The sequence below is a fragment of the Glutamicibacter sp. JL.03c genome, assembly GCF_025854375.1.
Lineage (GTDB): Bacteria > Actinomycetota > Actinomycetes > Actinomycetales > Micrococcaceae > Glutamicibacter.
This window is the reverse complement of record NZ_CP107575.1, coordinates 1,655,103-1,675,441: the sequence shown is the minus strand read 5'-3', so window position 1 is coordinate 1,675,441 and position 20,339 is coordinate 1,655,103. Positions and strand designations below refer to the sequence as shown.

Sequence of the window (20,339 nt, the reverse complement as noted above, 5' to 3'; positions counted from 1 at the left end):
CCCTGACCTTTACGCTGGTGTCATGGGCATCAAGAAAATCGGAATCCTCGGAGCAGGCCGGGCGGGCACCGCGTTGGCGAGGTCAGCGGCATCCGCAGGCATTCAAGTAAAGATCGCGGGCACTCGTCCTGCACGGCAAATGAAATACCATCTGATGCAGTACGCGCCACACGCGCTCGCGGTGAATGCTGGTGATATCGCCGAAGATGTCGAGCTCGTGGCCCTCATGGTTCCACAAGAGGACTTGGATGACGTCGATACGGGTTCCTTGGCAGACGTTCTGCTAATTGACGCGACAAATCGCTGGGAGGACGAACCCCTTCCTCCCTGGTTCCAGGACTCGTTGGACCGCGGCCTTTCCAGTTCGGAAGCTATCGCTGAGCATTTCAGCCAGACGCGCGTGGTTAAAGCCTTGAATCACATCAGCCATTGGGATCTCGATGCGGATCGCGCGACCAAGACCGAAGCCCAGCGTGCCCTGGCGATCGCGTCAGACAATCCCCGCGATGCTGCAGTCGTGGCGACCTTGATTAGACAGCTAGGTTTCGCTCCGGTCCAACTTGCCGATTTGGCACAAGGGCGGAGTTTGGAACCCTTGGGAGAAATCTTTAACGAGGTACTCGGGGCAGAGGATCTGGTTCAGAGGATTACCAAGGATCCCGCATGTTGAACACACGAATCTAACCCTTCACTAGGCAAATCGTAGATAATTCATGTGACCCTTGCCACTGAATGACGAAATTTACTCGTTAAATTACTACTCAAACGCGATTTTCCCCCGAATTTCCGGGAATCTTGGGCCGCTCCGCCCCAGAGCCGCCCGATTGGAATTCACTCGAAAGGGATGGTAAAGTTTTACTTCGTTGCCAGCGATAACAACGCGAACAACGAGTAACCTGCGCGGGTGGCGGAATAGGTAGACGCGCTAGCTTGAGGTGCTAGTCCTCGATAAGAGGGTAGGGGTTCAAGTCCCCTTTCGCGCACAGGTGAAATTCCCGGTTGACTTTGGTCAACCGGGAATTTCTTTTTATGTGCCACTCGAAAACACTGCCAATTGCCTGTGCCTCGCATAAAGTTCAGATATGGATTCCTCGGTTCATTTCAATAATCCTCGCGAGCACGGCTTTCTCCCAGTGGGCGACGGCAGCAGATTGTATTGGGAAGAATTTGGCTCTCCCGAGGGTATTCCAGCCTTGCATTTACACGGCGGACCGGGTGGGACTCTGGGGAACTCCGGGTATCGCCAGCGCTGGGATCTGCCCCGAACCAGGCTGATCGGGTTTGAACAACGAGGTTGCGGACGCTCGACACCAACAGCAGCCGACCTCGCAGTTCCCTCAGATCACTTCACAATGCAGAAAATGATCCAAGACATTAAAGCCCTGCGCATCGCCCGCGGCATCGACAAATGGATCCTGAACGGGGTGTCATGGGGCTCAACTCTGGCGTTGGCTTATGCCCAAGCGCACCCAGAACGGGTTCACGGCCAAGTGCTCTTCGCCGTGACTACCACCAGCAGGGACGAAGTCCAATGGATCACCGAAACCGTCGGCTCAATTTTTCCCGAGGCCTGGGAACGCCTTGAGAAATTTGCCCGCGACTACGATCCGGAATACGAATCAGGCTCAAAAAGCCTGATCGATTCCTATGCGCGGTTACTGGCGAATTCAGACTCTGTTCTTCGAGATGCCGCATCCTTGGAGTGGGCACTCTGGGAAGATACCCATATTTCCCTTGGCAGCGGGTCAGTGACTCGCGATCCACGATGGAGTGACCAGGATTTCCGGCATTCGATGACCCGGCTCACGACGCACTTCTGGTCTAACGACGGCTTTTGCCAACCGCCGATCCTGCAACAGATCGACCGCGTGAAGCACCTGCCGGCCATCTTCATCCATGGGCGACATGATGTTTCAAGCCCGGTGGCCACCGCGTGGAAACTGCATCGGGCTTGGCCGGGATCGGAGCTGCAGATTTGCGAAAACGACGCTCATGGCGGAGCAACGATGGTTGAGCGGTGGACGGCTGCAAATTCCACGATGCTAGGGCTAGCTTCTTGATAGCATCAATTCTGGATAGCCACGCCGAGTATCCCGTCTCCCCCGACTTTTCCTGGAGCCAATCACATGCGCATTGCCATGCTTTCCCTGCATACTTCACCGATGCAGCAACCAGGCTCAGGCGACGCCGGCGGCATGAACGTGTACATTCAGAACCTCTCCTTCGCATTGGGGGCTTTAGGCCACGAAGTGCACATGATCACGCGGACCGCTTCGGAATCACGGTCTCTTCAGGTTGGTGAAGGCGTGTGGATGCACGAGGTCCAGGTAGCGGCTGAGCAAACTCTGTCGAAGGAAGAGCTCCCGGAGATCATCGCCCCTGCTGTGCAAGAAGTCTCCGCACATTCGCAGGGACTGAAGTTCGATATCGTTCACGCTCATTATTGGCTGTCGGGAATGGTCGGACTCCAGCTCGCTGAGCAATGGTCCGCGCCCCTGTTGGTTTCGATGCATACCTCGGCCGCTGCCAAGGAGCATGAATCGGGTATTGCCGAGCCGGGAAATCGCAAAGAAGCCGAGAAGCTGCTGCTTGCTGAATGCGCACGCATCATCGCCAATACTCCCGTTGAAGCCAAGCAATTGGCACGCTTTTACGACGTGGAATCCAGCAAATTAGATGTCGTGCTGCCAGGGGTGAATCACCGGATTTTCCACCCGGACCAGGACAAATTGCGCAGGCCCCTGGGCGAGGATGATCTGCATCTGGTCTATGCAGGTCGCTTGCAGCCGCTCAAGGGAGCCCACTTGCTGCTTGAAGCAATGGGGATCGCCCGGCGCAGCCATCCGGAGTTGCGCATTACCGCTTCGTTATTCGGCGCGATGTCGGGATCTGCCGACTACGACTTGGAATCCCTCGCCAAGAGGCAGGATCTGAGCGACGTCGTCCGCTTCTACGATCCCTTGGAACCGGCCAAACTAGCGCTGGTCTTTGCCAACGCCGACATAGTCGCTGTTCCTTCTTTGTCCGAGACTTTCGGCTTGGTGGCCGCAGAGGCCCAGGCGTGCGGTACACCAGTGATGGCAAATGCAGTCGGAGGGCTTGCCTACGCCGTGAATGACCGACGATCCGGGTGGCTGATGCCGGAACCGGATGCTTCCCTGTGGGCTCGCAGACTTGTCGAGCTGGCCCAAAATCCTGATGAGGTGACAGCCGCAGGCCATGGAGCCTTGGAGCATTCTGGGCTGTTCACCTGGGAGCGCGCTGCGGTGGCCACTCTCGCCAGCTACCGGATGGCCCAGTCGCAGCTCCAGCTCTGATTAGAAAGTTCTGGCCTTCAACCATCGCTGATTGAAGACCAGAACTCATTACGCTACTAACCGGTGCGATTGAGCACCAATTCGAAGTGCGGCTTGCCCTTGCGCGCATGCCACGCGTTAACGAGGAAACCATCCGCGGTTGGCTCGAAGGCCAAGTCAACGGCAGCCGGCAAAACCACCGGCGTCTTGAATTCGACAGTCCACGAGTAGCTGTGCTGCGCGGGCTCGATACCGGCCAAGGCACGCGCTGCCAGGTAAATGCCGTGGGCAATCGCGGCAGGCATTCCAAGGGCCTTGGCACTCAGGCCCGACAAATGGATCGGGTTGTAGTCCCCTGCAACGTTCGCCCATCGACGACCGGTGCCTGCATCAAGTTTCCAGTGGGCGGTGCGAACCGGAGCGTCGAAGACTCTTCGTTCACTTCGGACTGGCTCTTCGCCCGGGAACTTCACGCCCTTGGCCAGGAATGTGCTGCGCAAGATCATGCGGTCGTGGCCGTCGGCGACAATCCGGATCACCAGATCGCAGGTGGCGCCTTTTGCGTGTGAATTCAGATTCTCGCTGTGGACCTCTATATCGAAGACCTCGTCCTCGCCAAGAGGCTGAGCCACATCGACATGGTTGCCCAAATGGATCATGCCCAATAGCGGCAGCGGGAAATCATCGCGAAGCATCAAGGACATGGCCAGCGGGAAGGCCAAGGAGTGCACATAAAGGCTAGGCAACACCGCGTTCATCGGCGCCCCTACGGCCTTTCGGAACTCGTTGAGCTTCCCCCGCTGCGCCTGCGCGCCTTGGAATACCAACACAGTCTGTGGAAGTACCGGGTTCTTAGGCTTGCGTCCCAGCGTTTTGGCCGCCTTGGCGTACACCGAGGCCATTGAAGGGATTTCGGAAACGATCAGGGCGCCCACTTATGCACCAACCAGCGACTGGCCACACACTCGAAGCACCTGCCCATTCAGGCCTGCCGCTGCATCTGAACCGAGGAAGCTAATTGCTTCGGCCACGTCTTCCGGCAGGCCTCCCTGCATCAGCGAGGGAAGGAGCATGCGTGCCACCGTACGGGTGCCCAATGGAATCTTGGCCGTCATCTCGGTTTCGATGAATCCTGGTGCGACCGCGGCAATGGACCCGCCTTGTTCCGCGAACAGCTTGGCGCTGGAGCGCACCATTCCGATGACGCCGCCCTTGGACGCGGCATAGTTTGTCTGTCCCCGGTTGCCTGCGATGCCCGAGGTGGATGCCAGCGAGACAATGCGCAAGTTAGGCAGCTTTGCTGCCAAGAACGCTTCATTCATGCGCAATTGCGAGGCGATGTTCACGGCGATCACCGAGTCCCAGCGCCCAGCGTCCATATTGGCCAGCAATTTGTCCCGGGTGATGCCGGCGTTATGAACCACGATGTCCAGCGAACCATGACGCCCGAGCGCGTGTTCCATGATCTGTTGCGCCGCATCTGGCGCGGTGACATCCAGTTGAAGGGTGGTGGCGCCGATGGTATTCGCGACCTTGGCCAGCGAGTCGCCGGCCTGCGGCATGTCCACAACCACAACCTGGGCGCCATCACGGGCCAGGGTGCGGGCGATTGCCGCGCCGATTCCGCGCGCCGCTCCGGTGACCACGGCGACTTTCCCTGCCAGTGGCAGTGCGAAGTCTGCCGGCAGTGTCCCGTCCCCGGTACGCACTGTCAGGAACTGGCCATCGATATAAGCGCTGCGCCCCGAGAAGAAGAAGTGCAACGCGGCCAACGCACTAGGACTGACTGGCGTAGTGGATTCTTCAAGCACGATGCCATTTGCGGTGGAGCCACCGCGCATTTCGCGCCCGAGCGAACGGATGGCCCCATCGATGCCCTGTCGCACGGCGGCGGTGGCCGGAGCATCTTGAGCCGTGGCCGGACGCGACATGGAAACCACCCGCGAGCCTGGCAAGAGCTGGCGAAGCGCACGGCCGGCGCTGAGCATCACGGGCGACAGGGACTGCGGATGCTCCACCTCGTCAAGCAGCACGAGGATGCCGCCGAGTTTCGCGCCTCCCGCGTCGTGACGACGAACATCCAGCCCCCAAGAGACCAGGACGTCGCTTAATTCTTGTGCGTGGGCCGACGCTCCGAGCACCAGCAATGGGCCTGGCAGCAATGGGCTTTCTGGCGCATAGCGCCGCAAGCGCGGCGGACGAGGAAGGCCCAAGAGCTTAGCCAGTTTTTTCGTGGCTCCGGAGTTCACGAGCTCCATGTACTTATCAGCCATTAGCTACGGGCCTCCAAGATTGCGACAACGCCCTGTCCGCCTGCGGCGCAAACGGAAATGAGCGCACGGCCCGAGCCCTTCTCGTGAAGCATCTTTGCCGTGCTGGCGATGATGCGTCCGCCGGTGGCGGCGAAGGGGTGTCCGGCGGCCAGCGAGGAGCCGTTGACGTTCAGCTTGGCCCGGTCGATTGCTCCTAGCGGAGCGTCGAGTCCCAGCTTTCCACGGCAGAATTCTTCGTCTTCCCATGCCTTGAGCGTTGAAAGCACGGTGCCAGCGAAGGCTTCATGGATCTCATAGAAATCGAAGTCCTGCAAGGTGAGGTTATTCCGTTGCAGCATCCGGGCCGTGGCATAGGCCGGTGCCATGAGCAGCCCTTCGGCGCCATGGACAAAGTCCACCGCCGCGGCTTCGAAATCAACAAAGTTGGCGAGCATCGGAAGGTCATGGCTGCGCGCATAATCTTCGCTGCCCAAAAGGACCGCCGAGGCACCATCGGTCAGCGGGGTCGAGTTGCCGGCAGTCATGGTGGCCTCTTCGCCCAGGTTCTTGCCGAACGCTGGCTTCAGCTTGGCCAACTTCTCAAGGGTTGAATCGGCGCGCAGGTTGTTGTCCTTGGCTAGGCCGTTGAAAGGGGTCACAAGATCATTGAAGAAGCCACGGTCATAGGCCGCTGCAAGGTTCTTGTGGCTGGCCAGGGCCAGTTCGTCCTGCGCTTCCCGGGTGATTGCCCAGGCCTTCGTGGTCAAGGCCTGATGGTCCCCCATCGACAATCCAGTGCGCGGCTCGCCGGTTCCAGGGGCCGAAGGGGCCAAGTGCGCAGGGCGGATCTTAGCCAGCGCCTTCAGCTTATCCTTCGTGCGGCGTGCCCGTGAAAGTTCAAGCAGGACTGCGCGCAGGGATTCTGAAACAGCAATTGGCGCATCTGAAGTTGTATCAACGCCGCCGCCAATGGCTGATTCCAACTGACCCAGCTTGATCTTATTGGCCAGTGCGCCAATGGCTTCCATGCCGGTGGCACAGGCCATCTGCACATCGTAAGCGGGAGTAGCCGGGTCCAATGAGGACCCGAGCACTGATTCGCGAATGAGGTTGAAATCCTTGGAATGCTTCAACACAGCGCCGCCGCTGACAGCGCCCATGCGCTCGCCTTGCAATCCGAAGCGGGCGACCAGACCTTCAAGTGCGGCGGTGAACATGTCTTGGTTCGACGCGTTGACGTAGGCGGTGTTGGAACGAGCAAAGGGGATGCGATTGCCACCGATAATCACGGCATTGCGCACGGACTGCTGGGTCATGTTCAAAAACTCCTGCATGGATTGTTGTGACTCCTATTACTGTAACCAAGAGTACATGATACTGTGAGTAACGTGAACAAGATCACGGAAGTAATAGATGGTGAAACTGACGGCCGGGCCGTGCGCTGGCACGCGCATCGCACCGCCCGCCACGAGGAACTGCTCAAGCTCGCACGCAAGGCCGTGCACAAGCTGGGGCCTCAGGTATCCATGGAAGACATCGCCAGCCATGCGAAAACATCCAAACCCGTCTATTACCGGTACTTCGGAGACAAAGAAGGGCTGCGCCAGGCTTTGAGCGCCAAAGTCATCAACGATTTCCGCGACCGCGTCATCGCCGCGGCGCTGGCCAAGGACCAGGAACTCAGTTCCTTGCACGCGATGGTCACGGCCTATCTTGAACTGGCTACCAACAGCCCCAACCTCTACTACTTCGTCACCGGCGCGCAACGCTCGGCAGATGGCGAATCCGCTGGGGCACTCAACGATTTCTTCGATGAAGCCTCGGAACTGATCAGTGTGCGGCTGCTGAAGCTCTATGACCAAAAAGCCACGACTGCCGCCCTGGGGTTCTGGCCACGAGCTGCCCTTGGCATGGTCCGAGCAGCAGGAGAACAGTGGTTGCGCCAACCGGAATCAGACTCAAAGCCGAATCTCGAAACCATGGCCCAGGAATTGACCAACTGGTTGGCCTACGGCATCGCCTCGACTTCCGACGTGAAGAACGCATGAGAAACAAAGCATCAACATCCGACTCAACACAGAATGAAAGGCACGTCATGAGCGAGAACCGCATCAACGTCACCGATCTGGCCGAACAGCTGCTCGGCCCTTACGCCGAAATCCGCAAGGCCTCCCGTGCTCGCGCCGCCCGACCTGAGCTTCAGCGTGATCCGCAGCTGGGCATGGACGAGCACCGCGAACGTGTCTTGGGCCAGCTAGGCCTCCTGGTTAACGAGGAAGCCGTTCAGCGGGCATTCCCGACAAAATTCGGTGGCTATGACGACCACGGCGGGTCCATCGCCTCTTTCGAGGAACTAGTTGCCGCCGACCCTTCCCTCCAGATCAAGGCCGGTGTCCAATGGGGGCTCTTCGCCGGAGCCATTCTGCATCTGGGCACCGAAGAGCACCACGCCAAGTGGCTTCCAGATGCCATGAGCCTGAAAACCCCAGGTGCTTTCGCCATGACCGAGATCGGCCACGGCTCGGATGTGGCTTCGGTGGCCACCACCGCAACCTACGACGAGGAAACCGAAGAATTCATCGTCCACACCCCGTTTAAGGCAACCTGGAAAGAGTACCTGGGCAACGCCGCATTGCATGGCAAAGCGGCAACCGTTTTCGCGCAACTCATCACCAAGGGCGTGAATCATGGCGTCCACTGCTTCTACGTACCGATCCGCGATGAGCAGGGCAACTTCCTGCCGGGCATCGGCGGCGGAGACGATGGCCTCAAAGGCGGGCTGAACGGCATCGACAACGGACGACTGCATTTCACCAATGTGCGCGTTCCACGCACCAACCTGCTCAACCGCTACGGCAATGTCGCCGCTGACGGTTCCTACAGCTCGCCTATCCCTTCGCCGGGCCGCCGCTTCTTCACCATGCTCGGCACGTTGGTGCAGGGTCGAGTTTCCCTGGATGGTGCAGCGACCAGCGCTTCGAAGATCGGCCTGCAGATTGCTGTGACCTATGGCAACCAGCGCCGGCAGTTCAACTCGACTTCGGACACCGAGGAAACCACTCTCCTGGATTACCAGCGTCACCAGCGTCGCCTGATTACCCGTCTGGCGCGCACCTATGCTTCTTCCTTCGCCCATGACGGGCTGCTCGATAAATTTGATGCCGTTTTCTCAGGACGCGCCGACAGCGATGCCGACCGTCAGGATTTGGAAACCCTGGCGGCCGCCTTGAAGCCATTGAGCACGTGGGATGCTTTGGATACGTTGCAGGAATGCCGTGAAGCTTGCGGCGGTTCCGGATTCATTGCCAAGAACCGGTTCACCCAGCTCTACCAAGATCTGGATGTCTACGTCACCTTCGAGGGCGACAACAATGTGCTGTTGCAGCTCGTGGGAAAGCGCCTGCTCACCGACTACGCTGCCGAATTCCGCAAGCTGGATACCGGAGCCATGGCGCTGTATGCAGCAAAGCAAGTCGGAAACACCGCCTTGCACCGTTCGGGGCTGCGCAGTGTCGGCCAAGCATTGGTTGACATCTCGGATGAACGCAAGAGCGCGAACTTCTTCAAGGATTCAGCCAATCAGCGTGCATTGCTCACCGACCGGATCAATGCCAAGGTCGCAGAAGTGGCCAACGCGCTTCGCGCCGCCGGAAAGGATCCAGCCAAGTCCGCCCAGGCCTTCAACGACAACCAGGAGCTGCTGATTTCCGCGGCTCGCGACCACGGCCAACTTTTGCGGTGGGAAGCATTTACCGCCGCGCTGGAGAAAATCTCGGACCCAGTCACCGCAGAAGTGCTGACTTGGCTGCGCGACGTATTCACGCTGACGCTCATTGAAGAGGACCTCGGCTGGTTCCTGGCCAACGGCCACCTGTCGATGCAGCGTGCACGGACGCTTCCTGGCTACATCAACCGCTTGCTCGCCCGTCTGCGTCCACACGCGCAGGACCTGGTTGATGCTTTCGGCTACACCCAGGACCACCTGCGGGCCGACATTTCCTCCGGCGGTGAAGCCGAACGCCAGGACGAAGCCATGGAGTACTTCCGGAAGCTGCGTGCCAGCGACAATGCTCCCATCAGTGAGAAATCACTGAAGAAAGCCTCCGCCTAGCTAATTGTTGGCGTCCGATGTCTCGTGAATGACATCGGACGCCGATGCTCTTTAACCACTTTTCACAGGCGCTGTGCCAGTGCGACGATTAGCCCTTCAGGGCCACGGACATAAGCCATGGCCCAGACCTCTTCGTGTTCGCCAATCCCGCCGATCAGTCCATAACCTTGACTTTCCAGATCGGCCACTGCAGCCCGCAGGTCGTCCACTTCGAAGGCCAGGGATCGCAATCCCAGTTCGTTGGCCATGGCCTCGGGCTGCCCGGGTCCATGCGCGGGCTTTTCAAAACTGGAAAGCTCGATTCCCACGTCGCTATCCGGGGCCTTCAACATCACGATGTTCGTGCGGGAGTCCGGGATGCCGCAAACGGTTTCCAGGAATTCGCCTTCCAGGCCATCGGCTCGCCCATCGACGCTCAGGCCCAATGCGACGAAGAATCTGGTGACCTCGTCAAGATTCGCCACGGTAATACCGATATGATCAAACCTGCTGATTCGCCCCATGCCCGACTCCTTGCGCCTCGGATTGATGTCTCTTTCATCCGTTCTCATGCTACGAGCGAATCTGCCTTCCCACCATAGGCGGCGCTCCCCTAATAGTTGCCAGTCACGGAAAACTGCGCCAGGACAACATCGCCTCAACGAACGGATTGTGTCCCTACCCGGAGACCGTCTCATCCAATCCCAGGTCCAGCAGAACCTTGATCAGCTTCCGGCGTTGGGTATCATCCAGGCCTCGAATAGGCTTGGGCAAGCAGTCGAATTGCGCCAAACCGAAGTGCTCTGCAATCGCCGCGCTGACCCTCAGGCTTCCGCCGAAGTCAGTGAATAGCGACCACAACGGCTGAAGATCACGGGATGCAGCCAGAGCTCTCGGGTGATCACCCGATTGAGCTGCACGGGTAATCGCCAACATGGGTTGTGGAAGGGTCCCGCCGACCGCGGTGTACCAGGCGTCGCATCCGGCAATCAGCCCCGAGGCGCCGAAGGCATCACCGGAAACACCAATGGTGACGTGTGCGGGCAAGACGTCGCGAATCGCCGCAATGTGGTCTTTGGCCTTCTCGGGATCATCAGGCACTCCTGGAACCTTGATTGACGCGATTCCCGGCAGCGCGGCAATTCGTGCATATAGATCATTGCTGAAAGTAAAGTGCGTTGTCCCCGGATTGTCGTAGACGATCACTGGCAAGTCGCTGTGGTCAGTCGCAGCCCGATACAAGTCGAGAACTTCAGAATCGCTCATCTTCTGATACCCCACAGGAGCAAGCAAGACGCCTTGGGCTCCTGCGGCCTTGGCATCGTCGATATTCATCAGCATCTGCGAGGAGCGCATTGCGCCCACGCCGATGATCACTGGGATATTAGTCGAATGTTCTACCGCCAGTTCTGCAACTCGTGCTCGTTCTTCTCGGCTCAGATACATATAAGAGCCAGTTGAACCAAGGGCGGTGATCGAATCGACCCCTGCAGCGCAAAGCCGCTGGACGATGGCGATAAACGAAGACTCATCCACTTCGTCATCATGTAGAGGAGTGAGCGGAAATGCGCTCAAACCGGTAAAAGTGTTCACGGGTACCTCTCTCTAGGTCAGATGTTCCTATCGTGTCAGATGCAGATGTCTACTTTGCTGAAGCAGCGATGGTGCCGGACGCATCAGTGGTGGCAGTGGTGGCCCGGGAACGGATAGCTAGCAAAGCGCAACAGATGACCACAGTGCCTCCGGCGATTGTGCTCCAGCCGATGTTTTCGCCCAGCAGCAAGGCGGCCCAAAGGATTGTCAGCACGGGCTGCACCAGTTGCACCTGGCTGACCTGCGACATCGGTCCGATGGCCAATCCGCGGTACCAGGCGACAAAACCCAAGAACATGCTGATGAAACCCAAAAAGGCGAAGGCACCCCATCCCGCTGGTCCGCTGGCAGGAGCTTGGTGATGGAGGCTCGTCAAACTCAAGACCAGCATCAGCGGCGAAGCAAGGACCAAGGCCCAGGAAATCGTCTGCCATGCACCTAGTTCACGGGCGAGCAGTCCTCCTTCGGCATAACCGATGCCGCACACGACCACCGCTGCCAGGAGCAGAAGATCCGCGGGTTGGAGTCCTGCCAGTCCCCCGCCACTGATCACTGCGAAGACTACGGCCGCCAGCGCCCCGATAGCTGCTGCATACCAGAAAGATGCCTTGGTACGTTCCTTCGTGCGAATTACCGCGGCCACCGCTGTAGCTGCGGGAAGGATGGCGATGACCACGGCTCCGTGGTTCGCTGGCACGCTGGCCATGGCAAATGAAGTCAGCAGCGGAAAGCCAAGCACCACTCCGAAGGCAACCACCGACAGGCGCAGCCATTGAGAGGCATTCGGGCGTTCTTGTTTCGTAGTCCAAAGCGCGATCGCGGCAAGGATGGCGGCGATGACCGCCCTTCCGGCGCCGACGAATATCGGATCCATGCCCTCATTCGCCACGGCAATGCGGGTCATGGGAACCGTGAACGAAAAGGCGAGAACCCCGAGCGAACCCCAGAGCAACCCGGCTGGGGTGTTCAGTAGCGGTTGGCACGTAGTTAGAGTAGCGGTACTATGATGCTTCATGATTAACAGTAGCAGTGAAAACCTGGTATTGATACTGCGGGACTGGATCACGCAAGCGCCTGCGGGGACCCAGCTGCCGTCAACCCGACAACTGGTTGCGCAACATTCGCTCAGTCCGGTGACCGTGCAAAAAGCCCTGCGGACACTCATCGCGCAAGGTCTTATCGAGTCACGTCCCGGCATTGGAACTTTTGTCCGCGCCGCGCCGATCGCCCGGCCGTACGACTACGGATGGCAAACTGCCGCGTTGGGTATTCCCCGGCAAAAGCTCCCGCCGGTTCACGCCAGCCAGCGCACGCTGCCCAACGACTTTATTGCGCTCCATTCGGGATATCCGGACCGCGAGCTGCTGCCCGAAAGATTGGTCAAGGCCGCTTTCAGCCGGGTCGCACGCAGCGAATCCGTGCTCCAAAGGACAGAACCGGCGGGACTGCCAGAACTCCAGTCATGGTTTGCCCAAGAGCTCGCAGAACAAACGCTGCCGGGCCTCAGCCCGCCAAGTGCGAGGGACGTCATTGTCCTGCCCGGCAGCCAAAGCGGACTTGGATCAGTCTTCAGAGCTCTGGTTGGCGAAGGGCAGCCGATGCTCATCGAATCGCCGACCTATTGGGGAGCCATTCTCGCCGCGGCTCAAGTCGGCGTGAGCCTGATTCCCATTCCGGCAGGACCCTGCGGACCTGATACCCACGAGCTGGATCTTGCCTTTGAACGCACCGGCGCAAGGGCGTTCTATGCGCATCCTAATTTCGCCAATCCCACCGGGGTTCAGTGGAGTCCGGACGTATCAGAGCGGGTGCTTGAAATCATCAAGAAACGGGGCGCATTCCTTATCGAAGATGACTGGGCCAAGGACTTCGGGATCAATGCCGACTCATCTCCGCTCGCGGCACGAGAGGATAACGGCCACGTTCTGTACCTGCGTTCGCTGACCAAAAGCGTTTCCCCTGCGGTGCGTGTCGCCGGGCTGATCGCCCGCGGACCGGCGCGCGAACGGGTCTTGGCGGATCATCAGGCGCAATCGATGTATGTCAGCGGTCCGCTGCAGGCAGTGGCCCTGGATGTGGTCAGCCAGCCCGGCTGGCGAACCCACCTGAGATCGCTACGCCAACAGCTAGAAAGCCGCCGTGATCTGCTCATTGATGCCCTGACCCGCCATGTCCCCGAAGCCCACCTGCAACAAATCCCGCAGGGAGGTTTGAACCTGTGGGTTCAGCTTCCCGATGGGACTGATCTTCGCCGTTTGGAGAAGGAGTGCGAGGCGCGCCGCTTGGCGATCGCGCCGGGTGCCAGCTGGTTCCCCGCCGAGGAATCCGGCCAATACCTGCGGCTGAACTACTCCGGTCCGAATCCCGGCGCATTCGACGAGGCAGGCCGGATCTTGGGTGAGGCCTTGAGGACCACTAGCCGCTAGGCCAGGCCGTCGACTTCTACCAGGCCGCGGCGGGTTGGCACCGGTGCGAGGTGGGTCCCGTTGCCGGCAACGAGCTGGATCTTGAGCAGGCGCTGGGCATTGCCCTGTGCCGTCTGCAAGATCCATGGGCCTACCATCAGGTAGCAGCGGTCGTTTTCGGCTTCGGTCACCACGCCGGTGATCACAAAATCGCCGTAGGGGTCCTGGCTGAAGGAGGCCACCACCAGATCGCCGTGGCTCAGCTGCGAGGCTTCTACATCCTCAGGCGAGAATTCCCCGTCGAACTGGGCAGGGAATGCTCGCACTTCCTTGTCCGGTTGCCGTTGCATCACCTCTGAACCATCTCCGGCCTTGGCCTTCTTCTTGGCCGCCGCCGCGTTCAGTCCGCCAACCATCACATCATCGAGAACCGTAGTGTGGGCCGCGCCGGTCACGAGGAAATTTCCGAAGCGTTCGGTCTTGTACAACACTGAAATGACCTCGGAAGCTTCAATGGCGCCAAGGGCTGCTTTCATGCCGGCTACGTCACGCTTGGAAGGGCCCTTGATGAAGGTGTCCATTGGCTTTCTCCGATGTTAAGGATTTGCGGGATTCAGCTTTAACCCTAGGTCAGATTACCCGGCCAAGGAAAAATGCTATCCGTGCAAGGCCGCATCGAATCTCCCGGTGATGCTCGCTGGGCGGGTGATAGCGGTCCACACCACGACGGCAAAGGCTCTGGCGTCCAGAGCGGCACGGGCTCGCGCCGGGGCATGGATCCTGCCTTCAGCAATCAGCGGAAGGCCCAGGCCGGCCGCGGCGAACTGCACGATCAGTGCCAGATGCAGCCCCTCGTCTTCGGACGCTCGTCCGCAGATTCGGCCAGGGTTGATCCGATCAAATCGGCTCTGGCCTCGGTGGCCGATAGGGCATCGTCCAGGGACCCGCAGTCCGCCATGACCAGCGCGCTGCTGTGTTCGTTTACGGCGCTGATGGTTTCGGCCAGGTAATTTTTTGATTGGATCGCTGTCGTCGGGTGCCGTCCAAAGTGACAATATTCGCTACGGCATGGGCGATGTTGGGTGCGATGGCTACTCCATCGTGGCCATCCTTGAACGGGCCGATCACCGGAACCTGGACGGCCGAGCGCGATAGCTGGAGATCCGCCATGCCCTGCACGCTCACCGCGGCGGCTCCTCCGATCGCAGCCGAAGCGGCCACCAGCGCCATGGTATGCGGGGCGCGCCTAGGTTCACCTGGAAAAGCCTGTGCCACAACGATCAATCGTCCGTGCAGCACTTCGAGTGCAGCTGCCGTGAGCAGCATCTGAGGTCTGCTCAAGACCTTGGTTCCAAAACAGGCTGGCTGCACCGAGCACGGCGGCGTCGGCGTCCAGGGCGGCTGGCAGAATACGAGTCTGTGCCATGCCGCCGGCCGCTACGCGCTTCTGCGGATCAGGTTCATTGGCCAGAGAACCCACGACGAGCAGTGCGGGACAGCGAATTATTTATCGACTCAAGGTCTCAAACATTCATTTCACAGCTAAGCTGGGATGGTGGACACTCTAGAACGCTATGCACCAAATGAAAATCTGCGACGCGACGAAGCGGCTTGGCGCGCCGAAAATATCACGTGGCACTTCGCCGAAGTGCAATTGGACTTGGGCAACGCCCCGCAGCCCTCGGCAACCAGCTACAGATCGGTGACGACGCTCAATTTTTCCTCTGAGCGCCCCGAGACCTTCATCGACTTCATCCACGAATCCGTTGAGGAAGTACTGGTCAACGGCACGTCCGTTGACCTGTCAACCGCCGTGCTGGACTCACGCATCTATCTCGAGAATTTGCGCACCGACGCGCCCAATACCGTCAAGGTCACCGGACAGGCCCTGTACTCACGCTCGGGCGAAGGCCTGCACCGTTTTGTCGACCCGCAGGACGGCGAGACCTACCTCTACACCCAGTTCGAGCCTTCTGAGGCTCGACGAGTTTTCGCCTGCTTTGAGCAGCCGGATCTGAAAACCAGCTTCCGCTTCACCCTCACCGGCCCCTCGGCCTGGCACCTTGCCAGCAATCAGCCCATCGTGGATGAGGTCTTCCATGATGACGGGACCAAAACGGTGGCCTGCTCCCCCACCCCGCCGATCTCCAGCTACATCACAGCGGTACTGGCCGGCCCGTACCATGTCGAGCGCGGCGAGCACGTCCAGGAACTTCCCGATGGCGACGAGCTGGTCATCGAATTGGCAGCCACCTGCCGCGCTTCCCTAGCCGAGCACTTTGACGGCCAAGAGATCCTCGACCTCACCAGCCGAGGCCTGAACTACTTCCACGAACTCTTCGGCTACCCCTACCCTTGGGGCAAGTACGACTCGGCATTCGTGCCTGAATACAACCTCGGTGCCATGGAGAATCCTGGCTTGGTGACCTTCACCGAACGCTACGTGTTCACTTCCCACGCCACCGAGGGGCAGTACGAGCAGCGCGGCAACACCATCATGCACGAGATGGCGCACATGTGGTTTGGCGACCTGGTCACCATGAAGTGGTGGGACGACCTGTGGCTCAAGGAATCCTTCGCGGACTACATCGGCACCCTGGCCAATGACGAAGCCACCGATTTCACTACCGCCTGGACCACCTTTGCGGCCCGTCGCAAGGCCTGGGCCTACGTAGCTGACCAGATGCCAACCACCCACCCGATCGTGGCCGACATTCCCGACCTGCTGGCTGCTGACCAGAACTTCGACGGCATCACCTACGCCAAGGGCGCCAGCGTGCTCAAGCAGCTCGCCGCCTTTGTCGGCGCAGACGCCTTCCGCGACGCGGCCCGCTCCTATTTCCGCAAGCACGCGTACTCCAATACTTCGCTGGAGGATTTCCTGCAGGCCTTGGAATCCGCAAGCGGCCGGGATATGCGCCAGTGGGCCGAGGCCTGGTTGAAAACCAGCGGAGTTCCAAAGCTGAAGGTCAACTACAGCACCGATAGCGAGGGTCTCATCACCCAGGCGCAGCTGGATCAGTTCGGCACGGATCCGGTGACCGGCGAGCCGATCGTTCGCCCTCACGTTTTGAGCGTGGGAGCCTACGAGCTCCAGGGCGGACAACTCGTGCGCACTGACTCGGTGCCGGTGGAACTCGCGGGCTCCTCGGTAGCCCTTGATTTCCTCGTCGGACGAAAGGTCCCTGACCTGATTTTGCCCAATGACGGCGATGAAACCTACGCCTTGATTGAATTCGATGCGGCATCGCGGGCCACCCTGTTGGGGAATTTGTCGGGGCTGTCCGACTCCTTGCCTCGCGCCACCTGCTGGGCTTCGCTATGGGACGCAGTCCGTTCTGCGACCTTGGACGCCCAAAGCTACGTGGATGCCGTCTTGGCTCATGCGCACACAGTGACGGATGCTGGCGTTTTCGGTGTTCTCACCGACCAGCTGGTGACCTCAATCTCCAAGTATGTGGCCCCGGAATTGCGCGCCAAGCTACGCTCGCGTGCCGCCGAGGTCCTCACTGGCTGGCTCACTGCCTTCGAGCCGGGCAGCGATCAGCAGACCACCACGGCGCGCACGTTGACCCGGTTGGCCCGCGCTGGCGTAGCTGGGGATGTCATCGATGCCTTCCTCGGTGAACAGCCCAACGAATACCAAACCACGGTCGATGAGCAGTTGCTGTGGAATTCATACATCGCGATTGCCGCCGCCGGAAAGCTCGACGAAGCAGCCGAAGCGAAAATGCACGAGGCCGCGCAAAAGAATCCGACGAGCATCGCACTGAATGCTGTTCGAACCGCATTGGCCGCTCGCCCGGTTCCCGAGGTCAAGGAAAATGCCTTCGATACCGTCTTGATGGCGCGCGACGACAAGGGAGACCTCTCGAACGATGCGCTCTCGGCCACGGCCTTGGGCTTCGCTATGGGTTCGGCAGCTTTGCTGGCGCCATTTGAGGAGAGATTCTGGGCGGCAATCCTCCCGGTTTTCGAAACCATGAGCATGGAGTTCTCGACCCGCGTAATCGAGGGCCTCTACCCGGGGCACCAGGACATGGACGGCTCCACTGAACAGAACCGCGCCCTGTCCGCCGCGTCCGCCTGGCTTGAGGAGAATGCGCAGGCACCCAGCGCGCTGAAGCGAATTCTTCTTGAAGAGCGGGCTGAACTAGAGCGTTCTTTGAACGCGCAGGCATTCAGCCGCACCAGCCGCTAAGCCAACGCCATAAGCCAGCGGGTCTGCGCCATGCATGATGCATGGCGCAGACCCGCTGGCTTTAAAGAGCTAACCAGGGACTATGGGACGCGCGCAGTCCACTGCTCGGTAGCGAATTTCGTTTCGGCGAGCTCCTGAGACGCCCGCCGGGTGGCATCATCAAGTTGCGCCTGCTGCGCTCCGGTGCGTCGGGCAAAAGTATCCATCATGACTTGGATGATCTCCATGCGCTCAAGATCGGTCTGCGATTTCAGCGGATCCACTCGCTTCACCGCCGAGGCGATTCCCTTGTCAGAAATCTTTTCCCGGCCGATGCGCAATACCTGGGTCATCTTCTCGGCATCGATGTCGTAGCTCATGGTTACGTGATGCAGCATCGCGCCATTGGCGAGCCGCTTTTGCGCGGCTCCACCGATTTTTCCTGCATCGGTGGCAATATCGTTCAGCGGTTTGTAGTGCGCTGTCAGCCCGATGTTTTGAAGGGCTTCCATGACCCATGCGTCCAAGAACGGGTAGGAATCCGCGAAGCTCATGCCATCAACGAGCGATTCGGGAGCATAGAGGGAATAGGTAATGCAGTTGCCAGCTTCCATGAACATGGCACCGCCGCCGGAAATGCGGCGTACTACTTGGATGCCGTATTTGTCGGCTTGCTCCATATCCACTTCATTCTTGAGCGACTGGAAGGAGCCGATAACCACCGCTCCCTCGTTCCAATCCCAGAAACGGATGGTGGGCTTGCGAGTGCCTTTGGCGATTTGGCGAGTCAGTACTTCATCAAGCGCCACTTGCTCGGTGATCGGAATGATCTGCGGGCCTAGTATTTCCCACTCGTGGTCCTCCCATTTTGTGGCATGCCCTAGAGCTCGTCTAACCACGCGGGCAACGGCATCGGCATCAAAACCGAACATCACCGCTCCTTCTCGCAGGTTGTTGGTAACTGCATCGCGGATGGTGCTGTGGCTGGCATCGGTGGGTAGTCCACGGACGGCCGCATTGAGGTCTTCCAAGGCCTCGTCTGGTTCCAGAAAGAAGTCGCCGTTGAGCGAAACATCCGTGATTACCCCGTCGTCTGATTCGAGATCAACTACGACTAATTTGCCACCGACTACCTTGTATTCGCCATGATGCATCATGTTTTCATTCTATCCCTGCGCATCTTGCACCTGGACACTCCATCGCTGAGCTCACCATGCCGTTAACGCAGCAGCGGCGTGTTTCCAGAAAACTGGAAACACGCCGCATAAAGCTTGCGAGGGGCGAAGTATTACTTCTTGCCGCCGAAGCCCTTGAAACGGGCGTTGAAGCGCTCGACACGACCAGCGGTGTCCATGATGCGCTGCTTACCGGTGTAGAACGGGTGCGAAGCAGCCGAGATTTCAACGTCAATCACTGGGTAAGTGTTGCCGTCTTCCCACTCGATGGTCTTGTCCGAAGTTGCGGTCGAACGGGTCAAGATCTTTTCGCCGGATGCCAGGTCGTTGAAAACCACAGCGGCGTAATTTGGATGGATATCAGCCTTCATAGCTATACACCTTCATGTTTATGGCCACTGGATTTTGCCAGCAGCTAATTACTCGGAAATTCGCCGTGCAGTACAACATTCGTTACTGAACCTGCAACACACAGACATTACATCCTATCGCACATTGAGCACGCAGGAGAACCAGCTCAACGTGGGGCGGAACACAAATGCCAGAAGGCGATTGCACTCGCCGCACCAACGTTAAGCGAATCGACGTCTCGATGCATCGGAATGATCACCGTTCGGTCCACGGCATCCAAGGCTTCCTGGGTTACTCCCCGGCCTTCGTTGCCGAGGATCATCGCCACCTTCTGCCCCGCGGCCAGGTGGACATCATTCAACGCCACGGCATCCTCGGTCAGTTCCATGGCCAGAAGTGCATAGCCATGCGACTTGAGCTTGTCCAGATCCTGTGGCCAGCTTTCAAGGCGAACCCATGGCAAGTCAAACACGGTTCCCATGGAGACGCGTGCGCTGCGGCGATACCAAGGATCCACGCACTTGGGCGTCAGCAAAACGGCGTCAACCCCGAGCCCGGAGGCCGATCGAATGATGGCGCCCAAATTGGTGTGATCCGCTATGTCTTCAAGAATCGCAATACGGGAACTGGTCTCCAGTACCTTATCCAGGTCCAGCGGCTCGGGACGATTCATCGCGGCCATGGCACCGCGATGCAGATGGAAGCCGACAAGATCTTCCAGTTGCTGGTCATCGCCGATGAAAATGGGGGCTTGTGGGAAACGATTGAATTCCTCGGTCAACTGCCCCAGATGCTTTTCAGCCAAAAGGAAACTGCGCGGAACATGGCCGGCGTTGATAGCACGCTGGACAACTTTGGTGCTTTCGGCAATGTAGAGGCCATTTTCAACATCTGTGCGCATCCGAAGGTGGGCTTCCGACAGCCTCAGATATTCATCAAGACGCGAGTCCTGGAGATCTTCGACATGCAAAATCCGTTCTGGATTGAGAGTTTCCAT

At 59.2% G+C, this 20,339-nt stretch carries 17 protein-coding genes, 1 tRNA gene and 1 pseudogene; 8 read left to right on the top strand and 11 right to left on the bottom strand.

Annotated elements, in window-relative coordinates; all coding sequences use genetic code 11:
- Positions 1-22: 22 nt before the first annotated feature.
- The 4 genes from OF385_RS07675 to OF385_RS07660 all read left to right on the top strand — a co-directional run bounded on the left by OF385_RS07675 (position 23) and on the right by OF385_RS07660 (position 3,317).
- The gene (locus OF385_RS07675) at positions 23-670 is read left to right on the top strand and encodes an NADPH-dependent F420 reductase (protein WP_264277730.1); all 648 of its coding nucleotides are present in this window, start codon (positions 23-25) and stop codon (positions 668-670) included.
- Positions 671-898: 228 nt separating this feature from the next.
- Positions 899-983: transfer RNA gene (locus OF385_RS07670), tRNA-Leu, on the top strand.
- A 150-nt stretch (positions 984-1,133) separates the two neighbouring features.
- Positions 1,134-2,060 carry an alpha/beta fold hydrolase gene (locus tag OF385_RS07665; RefSeq protein ID WP_264277729.1) on the top strand — a complete coding sequence of 309 codons (927 nt, stop codon included), beginning with the start codon at positions 1,134-1,136 and terminating at the stop codon, positions 2,058-2,060.
- Between the two features lie 102 nt (positions 2,061-2,162).
- A complete protein-coding gene (locus tag OF385_RS07660; RefSeq protein ID WP_264277728.1) occupies positions 2,163-3,317 on the top strand; it encodes a glycosyltransferase in 1,155 nt (384 codons plus the stop codon).
- Positions 3,318-3,373: 56 nt separating this feature from the next.
- On the opposite strand, the gene OF385_RS07655 is transcribed toward OF385_RS07660, so the two are convergent.
- The 3 genes from OF385_RS07655 to OF385_RS07645 are packed head-to-tail and all read right to left on the bottom strand — an operon-like array spanning position 3,374 to position 6,864.
- Positions 3,374-4,231 (bottom strand): MaoC/PaaZ C-terminal domain-containing protein, encoded by an 858-nt coding sequence (locus OF385_RS07655; protein WP_264277727.1) that lies wholly within the window; start codon positions 4,229-4,231, stop codon positions 3,374-3,376.
- A complete protein-coding gene (locus OF385_RS07650) occupies positions 4,232-5,569 on the bottom strand; it encodes a 3-oxoacyl-ACP reductase (protein ID WP_264277726.1) in 1,338 nt (445 codons plus the stop codon).
- Positions 5,569-6,864 carry an acetyl-CoA C-acetyltransferase gene (locus tag OF385_RS07645; RefSeq protein WP_264277725.1) on the bottom strand — a complete coding sequence of 432 codons (1,296 nt, stop codon included), beginning with the start codon at positions 6,862-6,864 and terminating at the stop codon, positions 5,569-5,571. Before OF385_RS07645 ends, OF385_RS07650 begins: the two co-directional genes overlap by 1 nt.
- A gap of 72 nt (positions 6,865-6,936) precedes the next feature.
- On the opposite strand from OF385_RS07645, the gene OF385_RS07640 reads away from it, so the two are divergent.
- Both OF385_RS07640 and OF385_RS07635 read left to right on the top strand, forming a co-directional pair.
- Complete coding sequence (locus OF385_RS07640; protein ID WP_264277724.1) at positions 6,937-7,596, top strand: TetR/AcrR family transcriptional regulator; 660 nt, start codon at positions 6,937-6,939, stop codon at positions 7,594-7,596.
- Positions 7,597-7,643: 47 nt separating this feature from the next.
- Positions 7,644-9,659 (top strand): acyl-CoA dehydrogenase family protein, encoded by a 2,016-nt coding sequence (locus OF385_RS07635; protein ID WP_264277723.1) that lies wholly within the window; start codon positions 7,644-7,646, stop codon positions 9,657-9,659.
- Positions 9,660-9,721: 62 nt separating this feature from the next.
- Here the strand turns inward: OF385_RS07635 and OF385_RS07630 are convergent, their stop codons facing one another.
- The 3 genes from OF385_RS07630 to OF385_RS07620 form a co-directional block, all read right to left on the bottom strand.
- Positions 9,722-10,162 carry a VOC family protein gene (locus tag OF385_RS07630; RefSeq protein ID WP_264277722.1) on the bottom strand — a complete coding sequence of 147 codons (441 nt, stop codon included), beginning with the start codon at positions 10,160-10,162 and terminating at the stop codon, positions 9,722-9,724.
- A 154-nt stretch (positions 10,163-10,316) separates the two neighbouring features.
- Positions 10,317-11,174: a dihydrodipicolinate synthase family protein gene (locus tag OF385_RS07625; protein ID WP_264277721.1), complete on the bottom strand. Its 858-nt coding sequence runs from the start codon at positions 11,172-11,174 to the stop codon at positions 10,317-10,319.
- Between the two features lie 106 nt (positions 11,175-11,280).
- On the bottom strand, positions 11,281-12,246 hold the full coding sequence (locus OF385_RS07620; RefSeq protein ID WP_264277720.1) for a DMT family transporter: 966 nt from the start codon (positions 12,244-12,246) through the stop codon (positions 11,281-11,283).
- Between OF385_RS07620 and OF385_RS07615 the strand changes: the two genes are divergently transcribed.
- Positions 12,245-13,657 carry a PLP-dependent aminotransferase family protein gene (locus tag OF385_RS07615; RefSeq protein ID WP_264277719.1) on the top strand — a complete coding sequence of 471 codons (1,413 nt, stop codon included), beginning with the start codon at positions 12,245-12,247 and terminating at the stop codon, positions 13,655-13,657. The genes OF385_RS07620 and OF385_RS07615 overlap by 2 nt on opposite strands.
- Here the strand turns inward: OF385_RS07615 and OF385_RS07610 are convergent.
- Positions 13,654-14,217, bottom strand: a complete 564-nt coding sequence (locus OF385_RS07610) for a hypothetical protein (protein WP_264277718.1) — start codon at positions 14,215-14,217, stop codon at positions 13,654-13,656. The two genes, OF385_RS07615 and OF385_RS07610, sit on opposite strands and share 4 nt — an antisense overlap.
- 75 nt (positions 14,218-14,292) lie before the next feature.
- A pseudogene (locus tag OF385_RS07605) lies at positions 14,293-14,962 on the bottom strand (N-acetylmannosamine-6-phosphate 2-epimerase).
- Between the two features lie 229 nt (positions 14,963-15,191).
- Between OF385_RS07605 and pepN the strand changes: the two are divergent.
- Positions 15,192-17,837: an aminopeptidase N gene (gene pepN, locus OF385_RS07600; RefSeq protein WP_264277717.1), complete on the top strand. Its 2,646-nt coding sequence runs from the start codon at positions 15,192-15,194 to the stop codon at positions 17,835-17,837.
- A gap of 80 nt (positions 17,838-17,917) precedes the next feature.
- Here pepN and OF385_RS07595 read toward each other — a convergent pair whose 3' ends face one another.
- The 3 genes from OF385_RS07595 to OF385_RS07585 form a co-directional block, all read right to left on the bottom strand.
- Entirely contained in the window at positions 17,918-18,973 is a 1,056-nt protein-coding gene (locus OF385_RS07595) for a biotin/lipoate A/B protein ligase family protein (protein ID WP_264277716.1), read from the bottom strand.
- Between the two features lie 131 nt (positions 18,974-19,104).
- Positions 19,105-19,362, bottom strand: a complete 258-nt coding sequence (locus OF385_RS07590; RefSeq protein WP_022875076.1) for a type B 50S ribosomal protein L31 — start codon at positions 19,360-19,362, stop codon at positions 19,105-19,107.
- A 146-nt stretch (positions 19,363-19,508) separates the two neighbouring features.
- A complete protein-coding gene (locus OF385_RS07585) occupies positions 19,509-20,339 on the bottom strand; it encodes a TrmH family RNA methyltransferase (RefSeq protein ID WP_264277715.1) in 831 nt (276 codons plus the stop codon).